This window comes from Glycomyces salinus, from assembly GCF_016428645.1.
Taxonomy (GTDB): Bacteria; Actinomycetota; Actinomycetes; order Mycobacteriales; family Micromonosporaceae; genus Glycomyces; species Glycomyces salinus.
Window position 1 is genome coordinate 133877 of record NZ_JAELXW010000003.1, and the last position, 19011, is coordinate 152887.

A 19011-nucleotide genomic window follows, 5' to 3' on the forward strand; every position below is an offset into this window, starting at 1 on the left:
GGGAGGCGATTCGCGACCGGACCGGGCGCCGAGGTGGCTATGGCACCATGACCAGATGCTGCAAGGTTCCCTCAAACAAGCCCGCAGGCTGCTGCTGGCCGCCGGAGCGGGCGCGGCGCTGGCGCTGTCGGCCGCCGGCCCGGCCTCGGCCCACGCGGCCATGGTGGGCTCCGACCCCGAGGACGGGGCGACCGTGGAGACGGCTCCGGCTTCGGTCTCGGCGACGTTTTCCGAAATTCTCGACGGGCCTTCCACAGAGATCGCCGTGACCGGACCCGACGGCGAGGTCATCGACGCCGGTGACGCCGAGTACGACGGCGACACCTTCTCCCAGCCGATGCTCTACACCGTTCCCGGCGAGTACACGGTGGCCTTCCGGGTCATCTCCGAGGACGGCCACCGCGTCGACGGCTCGGTGGCCTTCACCGTCGAGGACATCCCCGACGACCTGCTGGCGGCCACCGCCTCCGAGCCGACCGGCGAGGAGGAGACGACCGAGCGGGCCGAGGCCCCGGCCGACGATGAGGCCACCGGAGACGACGCCGAAGCCACGGAGGCCTCCGAGGCCGGCGACTCGGGCAGCGGCGCGCTCATCGCCTCGATCCTGCTCGGAGCTCTGGTCCTCGTGGTCGCCGGCGTCGTGGTGGTCAAGCTCGTGAACCGCAGGAAGAACGCCTAGCGGCGGCGCGGAACGCCTCTGTCGACTTCGCGACAAAAGCCGGTCAGGGGCAGTTGACCCACTCGTCGGTGCCGTCGGTGAAGAACTGGTGCTTCCAGATCGGCAGGCGGGCCTTCACCTCGTCGACCAGGTCGGCGCAGGCGTCGAATGCCTCCTTGCGGTGGTCGGCCGACACCGCGGCGACCAGGGCCGCGTCGCCGATCTCCAGGTCGCCGATCCGGTGCGACACCGCCACCGCCCGCACGCCCCGGCGCGCGGCGATCTCCTCGGCGATCTCGCGCAGGATCGGCTCGGCAGAAGGGTGGCCCTCGTAGTGCAGGGCCCCCACGCCCCGGCCGCGGTCGTGGTCCCTGACGTTGCCCGAGAACGTCACGACCGCTCCGGCCTGGTCGATCGCCGCCGCGCGTTCGTGTTCGGCGACCTCGATCGCGGTCTCTTTGACCTCGGCGCGGATCATGCGCTCACCCCCGGAATCGTCACCAGCGGAACGGTCTGCCCGGCCTTGGCCTCGGCGCCCGGCGCGATGACGGCGAACCCGGCCGCCCGCGCCAGTCCGCGCAGCATCGCCGAGCCGTGGTGGCCCAGGCGACGACCGGAGCGGTCGACCAGCGACAGGTGCGTGAAGTCGCCGCGGCCGGGAACGTCCTGGGACACGGTGATCTCGCCCAGTTCGGGCAGCGACAGGCCGCGCAGCCCCGCCAGGAGCGGTACGACGAGGCTGATCAGGGCGATCACCGCCGACTGCGGGTTGCCCGGAAGCCCGGCGATGAAGCGCCCTTCGTCGGTGCGCGCCAGCAGCATCGGGAAGCCGGGGCGCACTGCCACGGAGTTGATGATGTAGCTCGCGCCGACCAGCTTCAGCGCGGCGTGCAGGTGGTCGACCGGGCCGACCATGGTGCCGCCGGTGGTGCACACCAGATCGGCCGTCTCCAGTCCCTCTCGCAGCGCGCGCACGTGCTCGTCGAGGGTGTCGGCGACCGGTCCGATCGGTTCGGGCGAGGTGGATCCGGCGGCGGCCAGCAGGTGGGGCACCATCGGTCCCAGCGAGTCGCGGACGCGCCCGTCGCGGGAGGGCCCGGAGGTCAGCAGCTCATCGCCGAAGACGACCATGCCCGCTCGCGGTTTCCGGTAGGCATCCAGGGACGCCTGCCCGGCAGCGGCGGCCAAGCCGAGCACGGGCGGCGTGATGCGCGTCCCGGCCGGGATCAGCTCCTCGCCGAGCTTCGCCTCCTCGCCCGCCTCGCGCCATTCCCGGTCCGGATCCCCGTCGATCAACTCGCCCCGGACGTCAGTGTGCTCGAGACGGATGATGCCTTCGCAGCCCTCGGGCACCTGTGCGCCGGTTGCGATCTTGACTGCGTCACCGGTACCCATCGGTGCGGGGACGGCACCGGCCAAGGCCGCCTCGCCGGTGACGATCCACGGACCGGAGCCGGCCACCGCCCAGCCGTCCACGGCCGAGGTCGGGAACGCCGGTAGGTCGGAGGCGGCGACGACCGGTGCGGCCAGGGCCGAACCGAGCGCCGCTTCGAACCCGGTCGTCTCCGGGTTCGGACGGGCCTCGTATCCGGCCTGCCAGGCGGTCGCGCGGGCCTCGGCCCAGTCGATCGGCATCAGGTCTCCCTCTCGTGATCGCCGTCGCGCAGTTGCGAGACGGCGTGCTCGAGCAGGTCCGGCGTGAGGACGGTGAGGGCGTCCTTGGCCGCGCCGGTCGACCCGGCCAGGTTGACGATCAGGGTCCTGCGCGCCACGCCGCAGATGCCGCGCGACAGCGCCGCGTGCGGAGTCTTGGCGAGCCCGGCGGCGCGGACGGCCTCGGCAATGCCGGGCACCTCGTAGTCGACGACGCGGTTGGTCATCTCGGGGGTGAGGTCCTTCGAGGTCAGGCCGGTGCCGCCGGAGGTGACGACCAGGTCGTACCCGTCGTCGACGGCGTCGCGCAGTGCCTGCTCGACCTCGTCGCCGTCGTGGACCACGACCGGTCCGGCCACGTTGAAGTCGTGCGCGACGAACCCTTCGACCAGGATCGGCCCGGAGGTGTCCTCGTATACGCCGTCGGCGGCCCTGTTCGAGGCCACCACGACGACGATGCTTATCGGTGCCATTCGCCCGTCTTCCCTCCAAGCTTTTCTTCCACTCGGACATCGGAGATCTGCGCGGCCGGATCGACCGCCTTGACCATGTCCACCAAGGTAAGTCCCGCCACCGACACCGCCGTCAGCGCCTCCATCTCGACCCCGGTGCGGTCGGCGGTCTTGACGCGCGCCTCGATGTCGACGCCGTCGTCGGTCACGGCCAGATCGACCTTCACGCCGCTGATCGCGATCGGATGGCACAGCGGCACCAGTTCCGGGGTCTTCTTCGCCGCCATGATCCCGGCGATCCGGGCCGTGGCCAGCGCATCGCCCTTGGCCAGGGAGTTCTCGCGCAGCGCCGCGACCACCTCCGGCGTGGTGCGCAGGCGGCCGGTCGCCCGCGCGGACCGGGCGGAGACGTCCTTGCCGGAGACGTCGACCATGCGGGCCTCGCCGTCCCGGTCGACATGCGTGAGGTCAGCCATGCCCAGAAGTCTAGCCGCGGGGCGGGTCGGCGAGGAGGCCCTCGAGATGTGCGCGCAGTTCGGCGGCGATGTCGATCGAGTCCGGGTCGAAGAGCCACTGCACCTGGAGGCCGTCCCAGAGGGCGACGAACCACAGGCCCTCGTGTTCGGGGTCGCGGCCGGGCGCGAGCTCTCCGCTCGCCCGGAGTCGCTCGAAGGCGGCGACATGGTCGCGAATGGTCAGATCGAAACGGCGGGCGAAGTATTCGTGCGCGGGGTGGTCGGCGGCGGTGGCCTCGCACGACAGGACGGTGTAGAGCTCGATCAGGCCGGGGCGGGCATCGGCGGACCGGGCGTGCTCGATCATCTTGCGGAAGAACGCACGTGGAGGCAGCGCGGCCGTTTCATCGTCGCAGGGGAGTTCGTCGCGTCGGGTCAGAACGGCCTCGAGGAGTTTCTCCTTCGAACCGAAGTGGTGCAGGATGGTGGACTTGGCGGTGCCGACCTTGTCGGCTATCTCGCTCAAGCTTGTGGCGGCGAAGCCGCGCTGCGCGAACAGCTCCATGGCGGCGGCGACGATGCGGGCGCGCTTCGCCCGCCCGGCGGCGTAGCCGGTCCGGTCGACCTCGGGCTTAGCGGCGGGAGCGACGGCGGATTCGGCGATATCGAGTGCGGAGCGGGCGGTCGACCCGCGTGTGCGAGAGAAGTAGTCGGCGAGTTCGCCGGGGATGTCGACGTCGTCGCGGTAGAGGGAGATGACCTGGAGTCCGTCCCAGGCGGCGACTACTCGAGCGGCGTCGCCGGCGTGGCCGACCCGGCGGTGGTATTCGCGCACCGACCGGTATCGACGTCGAAGGTGGTCGTGGGCTGGGTGCTCGGTGGCGGTGGCGGCTCCGATGAGCCCGGCGAACAGGGACACGTACCCGTCCTGGGTCGCGTTGCGGCGGGCGAGTCCGACCATCCACTCGTCGCTGCCGGGTGTGAAGCGATCGTCGGCCCAGGCGGCGTTGACGGCTTCCCAGCGGTGCAGCAACGCCATCAGCAGCTCGTCCTTGGAATCGAAGTAGCGCAGTACCGAGGCGTGGGAGATGCCCGCCCGGGCGGCGATGGTTCGCAGTGAGACGGCACCGAATCCGTTGGCGGCGAACAACTCGTGGGCGACGTAGAGCAGTTGTTCGCGCCGGGCGCGACCGGGGGCGTAACGGCGCTGCTCTGCTCCGGCCACAGGCGGTCCTCTCGATGTCGGCATGGGAGGCCGATTGTATCGGTGCCGGTCGGCGGCGGCGCAATAAAAGATAACCACTCGGTCAGCTTTTGTGTTAGCTTTGACAATAGAAAGCTGACCGATCGGTTATCTTTCTGATCGTCGAACGATAGAGACCACGGAGACCCCCATGACAGGCTTCGAAGCCAGCGAGATCCGAGTGCCGCCCGTCAAGCGCCGCTGGACGGCCATCCTCAAGGTCGCGGCGCGCCTCGTGTCGCGGCGTCGCAAACGTGAGGTCGGTCTCATACCCGAACGCGAACCCGATCCTCGGCACTTCCAAGGGCCTACGCAGGTGGTCGGACCCAATTCCGTCACCTGGATCTATCTGCGCAACCACCTCTGAGCGAACGCTCCTTCAGCCCGCCGCCCGGGAGACCGGACGGCGGGCTGTATTACGGTCGAGTCCGTGATCGAATGGCTCTACCTCACGGTGCAGGCCGCCGCGCTGGTCCTGGCAGCGTGGTTCTTCGTCGACACGGCGCGTTCCAAGCGGGTCAGGATGGCCAACGTCGTCGGCGTCGGCGCCCTCGAAGTGCTGCTGCTGGCCCAGCTCGTGACCGCGATAGTCGTGGTGCCGGGGGCCGCCGGCGACGGCAAGGCGCTGTTCTTCTCCTACCTGGTGACGACCCTCCTCGTGCCGGTCGCGGCCCTGTTCTGGGGCTCGATCGACCGCAGCAGGTGGGGCATCGGCACCGTCGCCGCCTCCTGCCTCATCGTGGCCGCGCTGATGCTGCGGCTCCACCAGATCTGGGAGCTGCAAATCGATGTCGTCGCCTGAGACCGCGCCGCGCCGGCTCTCCTCGGGGTTCGGCCGCCTCATCGTGCTCGTCTACGTCGTCTTCGCCGTCTCCGCCGGGGTCCGCGCGGTCTACCAGGTGGCCACCAAGTTCGACCAGGCCCCGGTCAGCTACGCGCTCTCGACTCTCGCGGCCGCGATCTACCTGGTCGCGGCCGCGGCGATCATCAAGGGCGCGGCCCATACCGCCCTGGCGGCGGTCACCGTCGAACTGGTGGGTGTCCTCGGCGTCGGCGCGCTGAGCTACGCGGTCCCAGACTGGTTCCCCGAAGCCTCGGTCTGGTCCCATTTCGGCACCGGCTACGGCCTGGTCCCCCTCGTCCTCCCGATGGCCGGTCTGATCTACCTGCTGCGCCGCCGCAGAGACGCGAACGGCGCGGCCCTCGACGCCGGGGGCCGCGCCGTGTAGGTCGATAAGTCGCGAATGTGCTCGGTGCTGTCGGTCCTGATCAGGTCGCCGAGCCACGCTTTCAGCTGCTCGGCGTCCTCGCAGGAGTCGATTCGGAAACGCACCTCCTGGGAGACCGGGATCTCTCGAAGTTCGAGGTAGAGGTTGAGCGCGGTACGTTCGCCCTCGACCAGGCCCTCGGACTTGCCCTCGGCCCTGCCTTCGCGGTACTTCTCGCCGAAGAGCCCCAGTCGGTAGGTGTTGGGGAGCGTGGTATCGCTCATGATGATCTCCTGCAGAACCATGAACTGATCTCCTTGCAGCGCATTCAGCGCGTATTCAGCGTACCGCGACCAGAGCGTCCGGTCGAATCCTCGGATGGTTTCGTAGTAGGCCCGTATGACGTCTCCGCCCTGCTCGCCGCCGCCGTGGGCGATGAGTGAGAGCAGCGCTATCGAGACGTTCTCGCGTCCCTCGTCGGGATCGGTGATGACCGGGATCTGACTCGGCCCGATGAGCAGCGGCCGCAGAATGAGGCCGGGATGGCCCGTCTGGATCGGCTCGCTCGTCCACTTCGCTGTGGCCTCGTCGAAGGTGATGACGACCAGCGCCACCGGACACTGGAGTCGCGTCCTTGCCGAAGCGATGTAATCGAGCCAGCTGTAGCGCTTGTCGTCGTCCCTGCCGCGCTGCACCTCGAAGAGCAGCGCGAAAGCCTCTTTTTCTCCGCGGTAGTAGACCGCGACGTTGTCGCAGTTGCGGATGACCGCGTCGTCGCCGCGTGTCATCGCCTCCGAACCGGGTTTGACGTCGGTGTAGTCCGGGAGGCGGCGACCCAGCAACCCGCAGTACAGCTCTTCGGCGAGCTTCGGATTGTCCTGAAGCAGCCGCAGCGGCGCTTCGTGCTCGTATGTGGTCACATTCCAGACGCTAGGAGCCCTCGTTCGAACACCGGGACAACGACACGAATCGGCGGAGAACGTCTGTTGTCGGGTTCGCGACAGCCGGGCAGATCAACTGAAGAAGCCGAGGCAGGCGACTATGAGGGTGGAGCCGCATAGGGCCAGGCCCAGGCGGAAGTTCCTCTCCAGCTTCTTTTCCCGGTCGATGATGCGGGGTCGGCCCACGACGCCGATCGTCAGCCAGCCCGCGGCGAACGCGGCCAGGGGGCAGGCGACCATGAACACGCCCAACAGGATCGCCTCGGTGAGGTCGGCGGCCTTGACGGTGCGCAGGATGACCAGCTGGGCGACCAGCGCCGCCAGCGCGAACAGCCCGTAGATCAGGCCGTTGCGCTCGTCGCCGCGCCATCGCGGCAGCAGCGGCGGCCGGTGCGCCAGGAAGCGGGCCTCTTCGAGTTCGGTCCGCGCGATCTGGAGGTCGGCCTCGGCGGCGCCGATCTCGATGGACGGGTCGCCGTCGAGCGGCTGGGCCGCGACCGGCGGCGGGGGCTCGACGCGGGCGGCGCGGGCGAGCTCGTCGACGGCCGCGCGCTGCTGGGTGGCCCGTTCGGTGAGCCGGTCGACGCGTTCGCCCATCGATTCAGTGCGGGAGGCGTCGCGGGCGGCGGCCTCCTCGGCGCCGCGGCGGACCTCGTCGAGGCGCCGAAGCTGGGCGAGGTAGTCGTCGAAGGCGCTCACGCGCGTTTTCCTCTCAAAGTCAAGTGTTCACTCCGGTTTGGGCGGTGGTGGGCGACGGGCGGGAGAATGGCACGATGAGCCGACCCGAGCCGGTGTCGGCGTGGCGGTCGATCAGCAGGGCCCGGCCGGGGCGGGGACTCCAGTGCTGGAACTGCTGGCCGAAGTGTCCGAGCAGTTCGGTGCCGGGCAGGTTGAGGATGAGCGAGCAGGCGACGTCCTCGCGTCCGGCGCTGCCGCCGACGTCGTCGAGGAAGCGCCGGTAGATCCGCCACCAGGCCAGGAGGTGGACGCCGCGGGCCGGTCCGGTGCGCAGCAGTTCGCGCAGGGCGTTCTGGGCGGGCCGGTCGAGGCCGGCCGCCTCGATCCCCCAGGCGAGGACGATGGTGTCGTCGGGGATCCGGCCGAGCCGGGACGCGAACTCCTCGGGCGGGATCCGGTGGGCCGCTTCCTGGAGTTTCGCCGAGCCGGTGAAGTCCACAGTCCACAGACCGGGTCCGGGCCGGGCGGCGTATGCCAGGGACTCGGCCGCGGCTTCGAGGGTCTCGCCTCCGGCCGGGTCGGAGCCGAGGATCGCCAGGTGGCGTCCGGGCCGCCGGTCCAGGTCGACCCCGGCCGCCTCCAGGCGCAGCGAGACCTCGCGGCCCAGCAGCGCCCGGCCGGGCTTGCGCTCGCCCGGCAGCGTGTCGGTGAAGTGCACCGGGCGGTAGCCGTAGAACACGCGCGGTGCGCCGAAATCGGAGTGCGCGTGCCGCAACTGCTCCCGCAGCCGCAGCATCACCGCGGCGTCGGTGTCGGGGAAGCGCGCCACCCGGTCGGCGCCCTTCGCGCCGCCCTCGGTGTTGACCACGACCTGGCCGAGCGAGATGCGCGCGGCCGCGTCGTTGTTGACATCGAGGATCGACTTGGCGCCCGGCAGCGCCACCCGCATCGGGAACTGCCCGAAGATCGAGTCCCTCTTGGACCAGAGCGCCTCGATCCCGGAGATGGTCTGGGAGGCCAGCACCAGGTGGACGCCGTAGGAGCGGCCCTTCCGCGCCAGGTTCTCCAGCAGCGAGACCGCCTCGCTCGCGACCTTGTCGTTCCCGGCCAGCAGCACCTGGAACTCGTCGGCGACGCACACGATCCTCGGGTAGCGCTCGTGGTCGCGCAGCCCGGCGAAGGAGGCCACGCCGTGGCGCTTCATCACCGTCGACCGCTGCGTCATCTCCTCGTTCAGGGCCCGGAGCACCGCCAGTCCGTACTCGCGGTCGGATTCGACGCCGACGGCGCGCGCGTGCGGGATGAACGTGTCGTCGCGCCGGGTGGGGATGAACTCGGTGAAGGACACGCCCTCCTTGAAGTCCAGGAGGAACAGCGCCAGGTCCGAGGGCGAGTAGCGGGAGGCCAGCCCGTAGAGGACGTCGAGCAGGAACACGGTCTTGCCGCCGCCGGTGCGGCCGCCGACCATCCAGTGCGGGGTGGCGTCGTCGAAGCGCAGCCGCACCTCTCCGGCCGCGTCGCGCCCGATGAGCACCTCCAGGCCGTTCGCGGGGTCGCCGCTGAGCGGCGTGCCGGGGATGAGGTCGCCGAAGGCGAGGGTGGCGGCCTCGCGGGCGCGCTCGGCCAGGCGGGTCGCCTCTCCGGCCACGAACGCGGGGTCGGGGGCCTCGGGCCAGGCGGCCGGGACCGCCAGCCGTGCGCCCTGCGTGACCGGCGCGGCCGGGGGGTTCGAGACCTCGACGTGCCCGTCGACCTCGCGCATGACCGTGGCCTGCGGCAGGTCGGGCAGCCCGGCTGCGAGCACGGTCACCCCGTGCTCCAGTCCCGAGCGGGCGATGGCGTGGACCCGCTCGACCACGGCCCTCGGGGCGTCGCCGAGCGAGGCGATCGCCAGCAGCAGCCGGTCGGTGCGGTGCCCGGCGATGGACTCGGCGACCTGGGTCTCGGCCAGGGTGAGCACGTCGGCCGCGGCTCTGGTGTCGGTCGCGACCGCCTCGATCACGCCCGCGTCGGCCAGGGGCCTGAGCGGTGCGAAGGCGGCCCCGAGCGTGGCCAGGTCGATCGCGGCCACCCGCAGTTCGCCGGGGTCGGTTCCGGCCAGGACGTGCAGGACGGCGTTCCTGATCAGTGCGGCGACCCCGTCGACGCGGGCGTCGACGCCGGTGGCCAGGTGGCCGGCCTCGCCGAAGGGCACCAGCAGCGGGATCGTGCGGTCCTGGTGCAGGACGAGCGTCCCGGCCGGGAGCAGCGAGGCGTCGCCTCGCAGCTGCGCTGCCGAGGCGGTGGCGGCGTCGGATATCTGTCGCTCGGCCTCGAGGACCGCCGGGTCCACTGGGGTCTCGAACGCCGCCGCCCCCAGACGTCTGCGGGCCGAGGCGAGCCGGGCGGCGGCGATGTCGCAGCCGGCGGCCGCGTTCGCCAGCGTGGAGCGGAAACCTGGCACCGGACCTCCTCGAAGTTGACCCGGTCACAGGATAGCGGCGAGTCGGCAACCTTTCGGCACTCGCCCGCGTGCATTAACCTAGACGCAGACCCGGATCCGGTCTATCCGGACTGTGCCGCCCGCCTGCCAACACCGTCCGCGCCTGCGCCCGCGCGCACGGGAGACAAGGACGAACCATGCGTGAGTTCCTGGACATAGCCCTGTCATTCCCTCCGATCGTGTTCACGTTCGGTCTGGTCCTCGTGGTCCTGTACTGGATCACCGTCATCGTGGGCGCGCTTGACGTGGACATGTTCGACCTCGGCGGCGACGCGGACGCAGAGTTGGACGCGGGCGGCTCCTTCTGGTCGGCGTTCGGGTTCGGCGCGGTCCCGTTCACTGTGGTGGCCTCACTGTGGATCACGCTGGGCTGGATCGTGACGGTGCTCGGCACCACCTGGGTGCGCAGCAGCGACGAGGTGTTCATACCGGCGGCGGCCTCGGGCATAGCCCTGCTCGTCGCCGGGATCGGCGTGGGCATGCTCGGCGCGAAACTCCTGGCCAGACCCCTGTCGAAGCTCTTCGCCGACCCGCCGGTCACCACCCACCGCGGCCTGGTCGGCAAGATGTGCGTGGTCCGGACCGGCACGGTCACCACCGACTCCGGTCAGGCCGAACTGACCGAAGAGGACGGCAAGGTCCACCTGATCAACATCCGCCGCTCCGTCCACGAGCCCCCCGGCATCCAGGACGAGCTGTTCTCACGGCACTCCAAGCTGGTGATCTTCGACTACGACGAAGCCGAGAAGATCTTCCTGGTCGTCCCGGCCTCCCTGCCGCCCGATCTCGAAACGGCCGACTCCTAGGGTGGCCGCGCCCTCTTGAGCCGGACTCGTGTACCCCGCGGTTTGCGGTTTCTCAGTAGGGTGTCATAGCGCCCGCTTCTCAACGTCCTCCCGATTCCCGTAAGGAAGCCCAATGGATACATCCCAGGCGACCAGTGTCACCGTCATTGTGGTGGTCGCGCTCATGGTCCTCGGCATAGCGGCGTTCATCGTCAGCCGCTACAAGAAGGTCCCGCCAGGTCAGGCGCTGGTCATCACCAAGGCCGGCAAGACCAAGGTCTCGTTCACCACCGCGGTCGTGCTCCCGGTGGTCCACCGCGCCGAGTTCATGGACATCTCGGTCAAGACCATCGAGATCGCCCGGTCCGGCAAGGACGGCCTGATCTGCATGGACAACATCCGAGCCGACATCTCGATCACCTTCTTCGTGCGGGTCAACGCCACCGCCGACGACGTCCGCAACGTCGCCGAGTCGGTCACCCCGAAGCGCGCCTCGGACCAGGACAAGCTGCAGGAACTGTTCAACGCCAAGTTCTCCGAGGCGGTCAAGACCGTCGGCAAGCAGCTCGACTTCACCGACCTCTACACCAACCGCGACGAGTTCCGCGACCGGATCCTCCAGGTCATCGGCACCGACCTCAACGGCTACTCGCTCGAGGACGCGGCCATCGACTACCTCGAGCAGACCCCGATGGAGCAGCTCGACCCCCAGAACATCCTCGACGCGCAGGGCATCCGCAAGATCACCCAACTCACCGCGCGCGAAGCGGTGACCACGAACGAGCACCGCCGCCACGAGGAGAAGGAGATCAAGCGCCAGGACGTCGAGGCCCGCGAGGCCGTCCTGGAGCTGGAGCGCCGCCAGGAAGAGGCCGAGATCCGCCAGCAGCGCGAGGTCGAGACCCTCCGCGCCCGCGAGAACGCCGAGATCCAGAAGGTCCGCAGCGAGGAACGGCTCAAGTCCGACACCGCGCAGATCAAGGCCGACGAGGCCACCGGCGTCCAGAACGAGAACCGCCTGCGCGAGATCGCCGTGGCCGAGAAGAACCGCGAGCGCGTCATCGCCGTCGAGTCCGAGCGGATCGAGAAGGACCGCATCCTCGAGGTCGTCGCCCGCGAACGCGAGGAAGAGCTCGCCCGCATCGCCGCCAACAAGGAGGTCGAGGCCGAGAAGCGCGAGATCGCCGACGTCATCCGCGAGCGCATCGCCGTGGAGAAGACCGTCGCCGAGCAGGAAGAGGGCATCAAGCGCCTGCGCGCGACCGAGGAGGCCGAGCGCGACCGCCAGCAGATCATCATCCGCGCCGAGGCCGAGGCCCAGGAGAACCTGGTCAAGGACATCAAGGCCGCCGAGGCCGCCGAGACCGCGGCCAAGCACACCGCCCGCCAGCGCATCACCGAGGCCGAGGCCGCTCAGCAGGCCGCCGAGCTGGAGGCCCGCGCCAAGATCCGCCAGGCCGAGGGCGACCAGGCCCTGGCCGCCGCCGACGGCCTGGCGGCCGTCCAGGTCCGCGAGGCCGAGGCCGACGCGATCGAGAAGGGCGGACTGGCCGAGGCCAAGGCATCCGAGGCGATCGGCCGCGCCGAGGCCGAGGCGAACGCCGCCAAGGGCAAGGCCGAAGCCGACGCCAGCGCCGCGAAGGGCAAGGCCGAGGCCGAGGCCCTGCGCCTGCGGCTGCTGAGCGAGTCCGAGGGCCTCACCGAGAAGGCCCGCGCCATGGACGCCCTGTCCGAGGCGTCCAAGGCCCACGAGGAGTACCGCCTGCGCCTGGAGATGGAGAAGGAGCTGCGCGGCCTGGAGATCGAGGCCCGACGCTCGATCGCCGAGCAGCAGGCCTCCGTCATCGCCACGGGCCTGGAGGGCGCCGACATCTCGCTGGTCGGCGGCGACACCCAGTTCTTCGACCGGGTGGTCGGCGCGATCGGCTACGGCAAGGCCGTCGACGGCTTCGTCGCCCACTCCGAGGTCGCCCAGTCGGTGGCCGCGAACTGGACGAACGGAGAGTCCTCCTTCGGCGAGGACCTCAAGGCCGTCCTGGCGAACCTGGGCAGCGACGAGGTCAAGAACCTCACCGTCTCGGCCGCGCTGGTCAAGCTCATGCAGGGCGGCGGCGACCACGACCTGCTGTCGGGCCTGCTCGACAAGGCCAAGCAGCTGGGGGTCTCCGAGAAGCCCGCCGTCGAGATGACCGCGAGCTAGGCGGGGGAACGACATGGCCGAAGAGGAGACGACCGAGTCCGGCGCGCTCGACGCCGGCACGTACGAAGTCCTGTCCAAGCGGCTGGCCGACTACGCCACCGAGCTGACCGACCGGGCCGAGGCGCTCAACGCCGAGCGCGTCGCCGCGTTCGGGTCGACCGAGCTGAGCCTGCTGGGCACCACCCGCATCCGCACCGGGAACAACTGCGTGCCGCGCGACATGGTGCAGGTGGGCGGGCGTCTCCTCTTCGGCTACAACGTCCACATGGGGCTCAAGTCCCACACCGCGGTCGGGGACGTGTTCGCCGTCCACGAGTTCGTCCGCGAGGACGGCAAGTACTCGTTCAAGGCGGTCGACTCGCCCGGGCACGTGCTCGACGATCCCCGGTTCGAGTCCGACTTCACCGAGATGTACCGCTACTACAAGTCGACCGAGCTGCTCCAGGTGCGGCAGGTCGAGACCAGACTGCTGGCGGTCTTCAGGATCGGCGAGAAGCTCGGCGACCAGCGCGTTCTGCGCTGGCAGCTCGAACCGGACGGCACGGCCTCCTACATGGACGCCCGCGGCGACGCCGACCACACCTGGCCCGAGCCGTTCGAGTTCGAGTGGACCGAGACCACCCGCGAGGACCACGTCACCGGCCGCCACCCGCACGTGTCGATCGAGGACGAGATCTTCGTCGAGTGCATGAACGGCACCCTCACGGTCAAGATCGAGGACAACACCGAGACCGGCGAGGGCGTCTACGACGAGCCGGTCGCCGAGCCGCTCCAGTCGCTGGCCGACGCCGACATCGCCTACGCGCGGATCGGTCCGCTGCTCCTGCTGCGCATCCTGCCGTACAACGAGACGCAGGTGCGCTACCTGATCTACAACACCCGCACCGGCGACGTCCAGCGCGCCGACGCGATCGGCCAGGCCTGCCGCCGCCTGCCCGAGGACCACGGCATCATCTTCCCCGGCGGCTACTACCTCAACGAGGGCAAGCTCAAGACCTTCGACCACGACACCGAGGGCCTGAAGTTCAAGCGGCAGATCCGCTCGCCCAACGGCGAGGACGTCCTCTACGTCTTCTACCACGAAGCCGAAGGACGCTCGCTGCTCCTGCCGTACAACGTTATCCGCAAGGAAGTCGCGGCGCCGATGAGCGTCCACGGCTACTCGGTGTTCGACGACGGCACCATGGTCGCGTTCCGCTTCACCGGCGACGAGGCCACCCGCGTCCACCCGGTGCAGGTGTGGTCGACCCCGTTCGTCTCCGAGGCCCACGCCGCGGCCGCCGAGAGCGGCGACGGCCCGATCCACCGCATCGGCAACGCCGAGGCCGTCCGCGCGGTCTCCGACGCCCTGTCGGTGGCGCGCATGGTCCGCGAGATGGACCCCGGGCAGGCCGTGTTCGAGGCGCTCATCGCGGCCGCCACCCGCTGCCTGGACGACTATCCGTGGCTGGGCGACGAGGGCCTGTTCTCGCTGAACGAGACGCTGCGCTCGGTCCGCGAGACGGCCGAGTCCGTGCTGGACGAGTACGCCACGGTCGCCGAACTGACCGCCGAGGCCGGCAAGGCCCTCGACCAGGCCGGGAACGACACGGTCAAGCTGCTGCGCCGCGCCCGCGGCGAGGCCCCCAAGTCCGCCGAGCAGTGGGTCGACCTGCTCACCGACCTGCGGGGCGCCCAGGGCCACCTGGTCACCCTCAAGGACGTCCGCTACATCGACCTCGACCGGATCGCCGGGCTCGAGGCCGACCTGGCCGAGATCCTGGACTCGACCGGCCGCCGCGCCGTGGCCTACCTCGAACGCGAGGACGCCTTCGCGCCGTACTTCGCCGAGATCGAGCAGCTCGAAGGCAAGGCGAACGCCATCGAGACCGTCGCCGAGTCCGAGCCGCTGGTGGAGCAGCTCGACGCCCGCCAGCTCGGCCTGGAGACCCTCACCGAGGTCGTCTCCACCCTCGAGATCGGCGACGCGACCGTCCGCACCGCGATCCTCGGGCGCGTCTCGGAGGTCCTGGCCGCGGTCAACCGCACCCGCGCCGCGCTCGCTGCCAGGCGCCGCGAGCTGTCGATCGGCGAGGGCAGGGCCGAGTTCGCCGCCGAGTACGCCCTGCTCGGGCAGGCCGTCACCGCCGCGCTCTCGGCCGCCGGCACGCCCGCGGCCTGTGACGAGCAGCTCGGTCGCCTCCTGCTGACCATCGAGAACCTCGAGACGCGCTTCGCGGACTTCGACGAGTTCCTCGCGCAGCTGGCCGACAAGCGCACCGACGTCTACGAGGCGTTCTCCTCGCGCAAGCAGAACCTCCTCGACGAGGCCGCCCGCCGCGCCGAGCAGCTCGCCGCCAGCGCCGACCGCATCCTGGAGGCCGTCTCCCGGCGCACCGCCACCCTGTCCTCGCTGGACGAGGTCAACACCTACTTCGCGACCGACCCGATGGTCGAGCGGCTCCGCCGCGTCATCACCGAGCTGCGGGAACTGGACGACACCGTCCGCGCCGAGGAGATCGAGGGCCGCATCTCGGCCGCCCGGTCCGAGGCCGGACGCGCCCTCCAGGACCAGCTCGACCTGTTCGACGGCGACGCCATCAAGTTCGGCGAGTACCGCATCCCGGTCAACACGCAGCCGCTCGACCTCACCCTCGTGCCGTCCGGAGACCGGCTCGCGTTCTCGCTGACCGGCACCGACTACCGGCACGTCGTCGACGACCCCGAGTTCGAGGGCACCAAGCCGTACTGGAACCAGTTCCTGCCCTCGGAGAACGAGAGCGTCTACCGCGGCGAGCACCTGGCCGCGGCCCTGCTGGCCGAGCACGGCCCCACCAGGCTCCTCGCCGAGGACCTGCCGCGGTTCGTCTCGGCGGCCGCGGCCGAACGCTACGACGAGGGCTACGAGCGCGGCGTCCACGACGCCGACGCCGCCGCGATCCTGACCGAACTGCTGCGCCTCCACGGCGCGGCCGGGATGCTCCGCTACACCCCCGCCGCCCGCGCCGCCGCCCAGCTCTACTGGACCGTCGGCGTCGAGAAGGAGGACCAGGAGCGCATCGCCTCCCAGGCCCGCTCCCTGGCGCGTGTCCGCGAGACCTTCGGCAGCGCCGACGCCATGCGGGGCCTGATCGACGAGATCGAAACCGGACTGGCCCCGTTCCTCGACGGCACCCGCCTGTCGACGCACTACGGCTACCGGCTGAACCCGCCGACCGATCTCGCCGCCGAATACCTCGCCGAGGAGCTCGCCCTAGGAGGCAAGTTCGCCGCCTCCGGCCGGGCCCGCGACCTGCTGGCCGCCCTCGAGCGGCGCCTCGGCCCCGGCGCCAGGAGCGGCCTGGACGAGGACCTGCGCGCCCTCGACGGCGACCTGTACTCGCAGTGGAGCCTGGCCTGGACCTGGCTCGACTCGTTCCTAGCCCGGTCCGAGGACGAACACTTCGACGCCGAGGACCTCCCCGAGGCCCTGGCCATGATCCTGTCCGGAGTGGACACCTACGACGTGACGGCCGACCTGACCACCCAGGTCACCGGCCTCCTCGGCGTCCATCCACGCATCGACAACCGGGTGCTCGGACTCCGATTGGACGAGTTCCTCTCCCGGACCGGCCGCTTCCGCACCCGGACCCTCCCGGGCTACCGGACCTACCAGCGCCGCCGCGGCGAACTGGTCGAGGCCCACCGCCGCTCGCTGCGGGTCGACGAGTTCAAGCCCAAGGTCATGCCCGGGTTCGTGCGGAACCAGCTCATCGACGAGGTGTACCTGCCCCTGATCGGCGCCAACCTCGCCAAGCAGATCGGCGCCGGCACCGGCGACTCGCGCCGGGCCGACCAGTCCGGCCTGCTCATGCTCATCTCCCCGCCCGGCTACGGCAAGACCACGCTCATGGAGTATGTGGCCGACCGGCTCGGGATGCTCCTGGTCAAGGTCAACGGGCCCTCCCTCGGCCACGAGACGGTCTCGGTCGACCCGGCCGACGCCCCGAACGCGACCGCGCGCCAAGAGGTCGAGAAGATCAACTTCGCGCTCGAATGCGGCAGCAACGTGCTGCTGTACCTCGACGACATCCAGCACACCAACCCCGAGCTGCTCCAGAAGTTCATCTCGCTGTGCGATGCCCAACGCAAGATGGAGGGCGTCTGGGACGGTCGCACCCGCACCTACGACCTGCGCGGGAAGCGGTTCGCCGTGTGCATGGCCGGGAACCCGTACACCGAGGCCGGCCAGAAGTTCCGCATCCCCGACATGCTCGCCAACCGCGCCGACGTATGGAACCTCGGCGACGTCCTCTCCGGACGCGACGAGGTCTTCGCGCACTCCTACATCGAGAACGCGCTCACCTCCAACCCGGTGACCGCCCCGCTTGCGGGCCGCGAAAGAGGCGACGTCAAACTGCTGGTCCGCCTCGCCTCCGGCGACCCGACCGCGAACCCGGACGACCTGGTGCACGCCTACTCGGCGGGCGAACTCGACCAGGTCCTCTCGGTCCTGCGCAAGATGGTCCACATCCAGCGCACGGTCCTGCGGAACAACATGGCCTACATCGGCTCGGCCGCGACCGACGACGCCGCGCGCACCGAACCGCCGTTCCTGCTCCAGGGCTCGTACCGCAACATGAACCGGCTCGCCGAACGCGTGGTCCCGGTGATGAACGACGAGGAGCTCGAGGCGGTCATCGACGACCACTACGCGGGCGAGGCCCAGACGCTCGCCTCGGGCGCCGAGGCCAACCTCCTCAAACTCGCCGAACTGCGATACCGGCTCACCGACGACCAGGTCGAGCGCTGGGAAGCGGTGAAGGAGGCGTTCCGCCGGGAGAAGCTCCTCGGCGGCGGCGAGGACGATCCTATGTCGAGGGCGGTCGGAGCGATCTCACTGCTGTCCGACCGGGTCGGCGGCATCGAGGGCGCGTTGCGCGGCGGACGCCCCGAACCGCGATGACCCGCGCGGCCGCCTCACGCGGGCGATTCGGCTTCGACGGCTGATACCGGTCGAGCGCCTGCTCGGAAACGTACGCCACCACCACCGCGACCAGCACGATCGGCGTCATCGAGGCCGAGGCCGGGCCCAGCAGCAGTGTCACCAGCACCGCCGATGAGACCGGGAGTGGCAGGATCGCGGTCGTGGCGGCGGCCATCCCGGCGGCCAGGGCCGGTACCGTCCCGAACCCCGGCAGGCCGGACATCAGCAGTCCGGCCGCCGCGCCGAGGAACAGCGCCGGGAAGATCGGTCCTCCGCGCAGCGCGGCGAGGGAGACCCCGTAGGCCAGGCCCTTGAAGACGAGCAGCGCGACCAGTGCTCCGGCCGTCCACGCCTCCGGCTCGGCGGCCACGTCCGCCAGCGTCTCCTGCCCGGACAGGGCCACCTCGACCGGCGACCTGCCGGTGAGCAGCGCATAGGCTCCGGCACAGGCCGCGACGGACAGGCCGGCGAGTACGGCGGCGGCCCCCTGCCGCCGGATCGAGTGCGACTCGAACCAGTGGCCGAGTCGGTGGAGCTGCTTGACCGCGTAGGCGATCGCAATGGCCGCTGGCACCGTCCACAGTATGTCAGTGAGGCCGAGTTCGAGCGGTCCGGAGATCTCGGGCAGGGCCAGCGACGCGATCTCGAACCCGGTCCACGAGCCCAGTCCGGTGAAGATCAGCGCGCCGATGCCGGACGCGAGCAGGCACGGCAGGACGATCCTGGTTCGCCGGTGTCCGGTGGCGGCGGCGGACTCGACGATGAACACCGCGGCGATCAACGGGCTGCCGAAGATGACGGCGATCGCCGAGGCGGCCCCGGCCGCGGACAGCACCGCGTGCTCCGGGGTGTCCCGCCGCGGACCCCATCGATGGGTCAAGGCGGTGGCCGCGGCACTGCCGACGGCGATCAGCGGTGCCTCTGGTCCGAGCACCGCACCCAAGGGCAGTCCGCCGAGGGCGGCCAGGAGGATGCCCGGCGTGTGCGAGGGCGGTACCGGTTCGGTACCGAGTCCTTCGAGCGGCACGTGCCCGCCGCGGCCGGGCAGGTAGCGTACGGCGATCCCGACGAGGAGGCCGCCGACCGCCAGCCACGGCGCGGGCCACCACCACGGGAGCGTCCCGAGGCCGAGGCGTTCGGGCAGGTCCTCCCATACGAACCCGGTGAGCCGGTGCAGCAGCGCGAGGAAGACGAACGCCGCGAACGAGACCGGGACGCCGATGAGCCCCGCGGTCGCCAGCACGCGCAATTGAGCTTTTAGGACTGCGGTGCGCTCGGTCCGGTCCACTCTGCGCCCCCAGGTCCGCGAGC

Annotated in this window: 16 protein-coding genes; 7 read left to right on the forward strand and 9 right to left on the reverse strand. The window is 70.4% G+C overall.

Features of this window, described 5'->3' with window-relative positions; translation table 11 throughout:
• Positions 1–55 precede the first annotated feature (55 nt).
• Positions 56–679 carry a copper resistance CopC family protein gene (locus tag JFB92_RS01680; RefSeq protein ID WP_199034251.1) on the forward strand — a complete coding sequence of 208 codons (624 nt, stop codon included), beginning with the start codon at positions 56–58 and terminating at the stop codon, positions 677–679.
• A gap of 43 nt (positions 680–722) precedes the next feature.
• Here JFB92_RS01680 and JFB92_RS01685 read toward each other — a convergent pair whose 3' ends face one another.
• The 5 genes from JFB92_RS01685 to JFB92_RS01705 are packed head-to-tail and all read right to left on the reverse strand — an operon-like array spanning position 723 to position 4467.
• On the reverse strand, positions 723–1136 hold the full coding sequence (locus JFB92_RS01685) for a molybdenum cofactor biosynthesis protein MoaE (RefSeq protein WP_199034252.1): 414 nt from the start codon (positions 1134–1136) through the stop codon (positions 723–725).
• Complete coding sequence (locus JFB92_RS01690) at positions 1133–2293, reverse strand: molybdopterin molybdotransferase MoeA (RefSeq protein WP_199034253.1); 1161 nt, start codon at positions 2291–2293, stop codon at positions 1133–1135. Before JFB92_RS01690 ends, JFB92_RS01685 begins: the two co-directional genes overlap by 4 nt.
• Positions 2293–2784: a MogA/MoaB family molybdenum cofactor biosynthesis protein gene (locus tag JFB92_RS01695; protein WP_199034254.1), complete on the reverse strand. Its 492-nt coding sequence runs from the start codon at positions 2782–2784 to the stop codon at positions 2293–2295. Before JFB92_RS01695 ends, JFB92_RS01690 begins: the two co-directional genes overlap by 1 nt.
• Positions 2772–3239 (reverse strand): cyclic pyranopterin monophosphate synthase MoaC, encoded by a 468-nt coding sequence (gene moaC / locus JFB92_RS01700; protein WP_199034256.1) that lies wholly within the window; start codon positions 3237–3239, stop codon positions 2772–2774. The genes JFB92_RS01695 and moaC overlap by 13 nt, the downstream gene beginning before the upstream one ends.
• 10 nt (positions 3240–3249) lie before the next feature.
• The gene (locus JFB92_RS01705; RefSeq protein ID WP_199034258.1) at positions 3250–4467 is read right to left on the reverse strand and encodes a TetR/AcrR family transcriptional regulator; all 1218 of its coding nucleotides are present in this window, start codon (positions 4465–4467) and stop codon (positions 3250–3252) included.
• 145 nt (positions 4468–4612) lie between these two features.
• On the opposite strand from JFB92_RS01705, the gene JFB92_RS01710 reads away from it, so the two are divergent.
• From JFB92_RS01710 to JFB92_RS01720, 3 genes are all read left to right on the forward strand, one after another.
• Entirely contained in the window at positions 4613–4828 is a 216-nt protein-coding gene (locus tag JFB92_RS01710) for a hypothetical protein (RefSeq protein WP_199034260.1), read from the forward strand.
• Positions 4829–4891: 63 nt separating this feature from the next.
• Positions 4892–5263, forward strand: a complete 372-nt coding sequence (locus JFB92_RS01715) for a hypothetical protein (protein WP_199034262.1) — start codon at positions 4892–4894, stop codon at positions 5261–5263.
• The gene (locus JFB92_RS01720) at positions 5250–5690 is read left to right on the forward strand and encodes a hypothetical protein (protein ID WP_199034264.1); all 441 of its coding nucleotides are present in this window, start codon (positions 5250–5252) and stop codon (positions 5688–5690) included. The genes JFB92_RS01715 and JFB92_RS01720 overlap by 14 nt, the downstream gene beginning before the upstream one ends.
• Here JFB92_RS01720 and JFB92_RS01725 read toward each other — a convergent pair.
• The 3 genes from JFB92_RS01725 to JFB92_RS01735 all read right to left on the reverse strand — a co-directional run bounded on the left by JFB92_RS01725 (position 5624) and on the right by JFB92_RS01735 (position 9731).
• Positions 5624–6589: a hypothetical protein gene (locus JFB92_RS01725; protein ID WP_199034266.1), complete on the reverse strand. Its 966-nt coding sequence runs from the start codon at positions 6587–6589 to the stop codon at positions 5624–5626. The two genes, JFB92_RS01720 and JFB92_RS01725, sit on opposite strands and share 67 nt — an antisense overlap.
• A 93-nt stretch (positions 6590–6682) precedes the next feature.
• On the reverse strand, positions 6683–7309 hold the full coding sequence (locus JFB92_RS01730; RefSeq protein WP_199034267.1) for a hypothetical protein: 627 nt from the start codon (positions 7307–7309) through the stop codon (positions 6683–6685).
• A gap of 19 nt (positions 7310–7328) precedes the next feature.
• The gene (locus JFB92_RS01735; RefSeq protein WP_199034270.1) at positions 7329–9731 is read right to left on the reverse strand and encodes an FtsK/SpoIIIE domain-containing protein; all 2403 of its coding nucleotides are present in this window, start codon (positions 9729–9731) and stop codon (positions 7329–7331) included.
• 176 nt (positions 9732–9907) lie between these two features.
• Between JFB92_RS01735 and JFB92_RS01740 the strand changes: the two genes are divergently transcribed.
• The 3 genes from JFB92_RS01740 (at position 9908) to JFB92_RS01750 (ending at position 17679) form a co-directional block, all read left to right on the forward strand.
• Complete coding sequence (locus JFB92_RS01740) at positions 9908–10576, forward strand: OB-fold-containig protein (protein WP_199034272.1); 669 nt, start codon at positions 9908–9910, stop codon at positions 10574–10576.
• 112 nt (positions 10577–10688) lie between these two features.
• Positions 10689–12755, forward strand: a complete 2067-nt coding sequence (locus tag JFB92_RS01745) for an SPFH domain-containing protein (protein ID WP_199034274.1) — start codon at positions 10689–10691, stop codon at positions 12753–12755.
• Positions 12756–12768: 13 nt separating this feature from the next.
• Complete coding sequence (locus JFB92_RS01750) at positions 12769–17679, forward strand: DNA repair ATPase (protein WP_199034275.1); 4911 nt, start codon at positions 12769–12771, stop codon at positions 17677–17679.
• Here JFB92_RS01750 and JFB92_RS01755 read toward each other — a convergent pair.
• A complete protein-coding gene (locus JFB92_RS01755; protein ID WP_199034278.1) occupies positions 17585–18988 on the reverse strand; it encodes a chloride channel protein in 1404 nt (467 codons plus the stop codon). The two genes, JFB92_RS01750 and JFB92_RS01755, sit on opposite strands and share 95 nt — an antisense overlap.
• Between the last annotated feature and the right edge of the window lie 23 nt (positions 18989–19011).

What these genes read in the sequence shown, in the direction of transcription:
- JFB92_RS01680 (WP_199034251.1), top strand. Translation starts at nt 56, where the DNA reads ATGCTGCAAGGTTCCCTCAAACAAGCCCGCAGGCTGCTGCTGGCCGCC.
- JFB92_RS01685 (WP_199034252.1), bottom strand. Translation starts at nt 1,136, where the DNA reads ATGATCCGCGCCGAGGTCAAAGAGACCGCGATCGAGGTCGCCGAACAC.
- JFB92_RS01690 (WP_199034253.1), bottom strand. Translation starts at nt 2,293, where the DNA reads ATGCCGATCGACTGGGCCGAGGCCCGCGCGACCGCCTGGCAGGCCGGA.
- JFB92_RS01695 (WP_199034254.1), bottom strand. Translation starts at nt 2,784, where the DNA reads ATGGCACCGATAAGCATCGTCGTCGTGGTGGCCTCGAACAGGGCCGCC.
- moaC (WP_199034256.1), bottom strand. Translation starts at nt 3,239, where the DNA reads ATGGCTGACCTCACGCATGTCGACCGGGACGGCGAGGCCCGCATGGTC.
- JFB92_RS01705 (WP_199034258.1), bottom strand. Translation starts at nt 4,467, where the DNA reads ATGCCGACATCGAGAGGACCGCCTGTGGCCGGAGCAGAGCAGCGCCGT.
- JFB92_RS01710 (WP_199034260.1), top strand. Translation starts at nt 4,613, where the DNA reads ATGACAGGCTTCGAAGCCAGCGAGATCCGAGTGCCGCCCGTCAAGCGC.
- JFB92_RS01720 (WP_199034264.1), top strand. Translation starts at nt 5,250, where the DNA reads ATGTCGTCGCCTGAGACCGCGCCGCGCCGGCTCTCCTCGGGGTTCGGC.
- JFB92_RS01740 (WP_199034272.1), top strand. Translation starts at nt 9,908, where the DNA reads ATGCGTGAGTTCCTGGACATAGCCCTGTCATTCCCTCCGATCGTGTTC.
- JFB92_RS01745 (WP_199034274.1), top strand. Translation starts at nt 10,689, where the DNA reads ATGGATACATCCCAGGCGACCAGTGTCACCGTCATTGTGGTGGTCGCG.
- JFB92_RS01750 (WP_199034275.1), top strand. Translation starts at nt 12,769, where the DNA reads ATGGCCGAAGAGGAGACGACCGAGTCCGGCGCGCTCGACGCCGGCACG.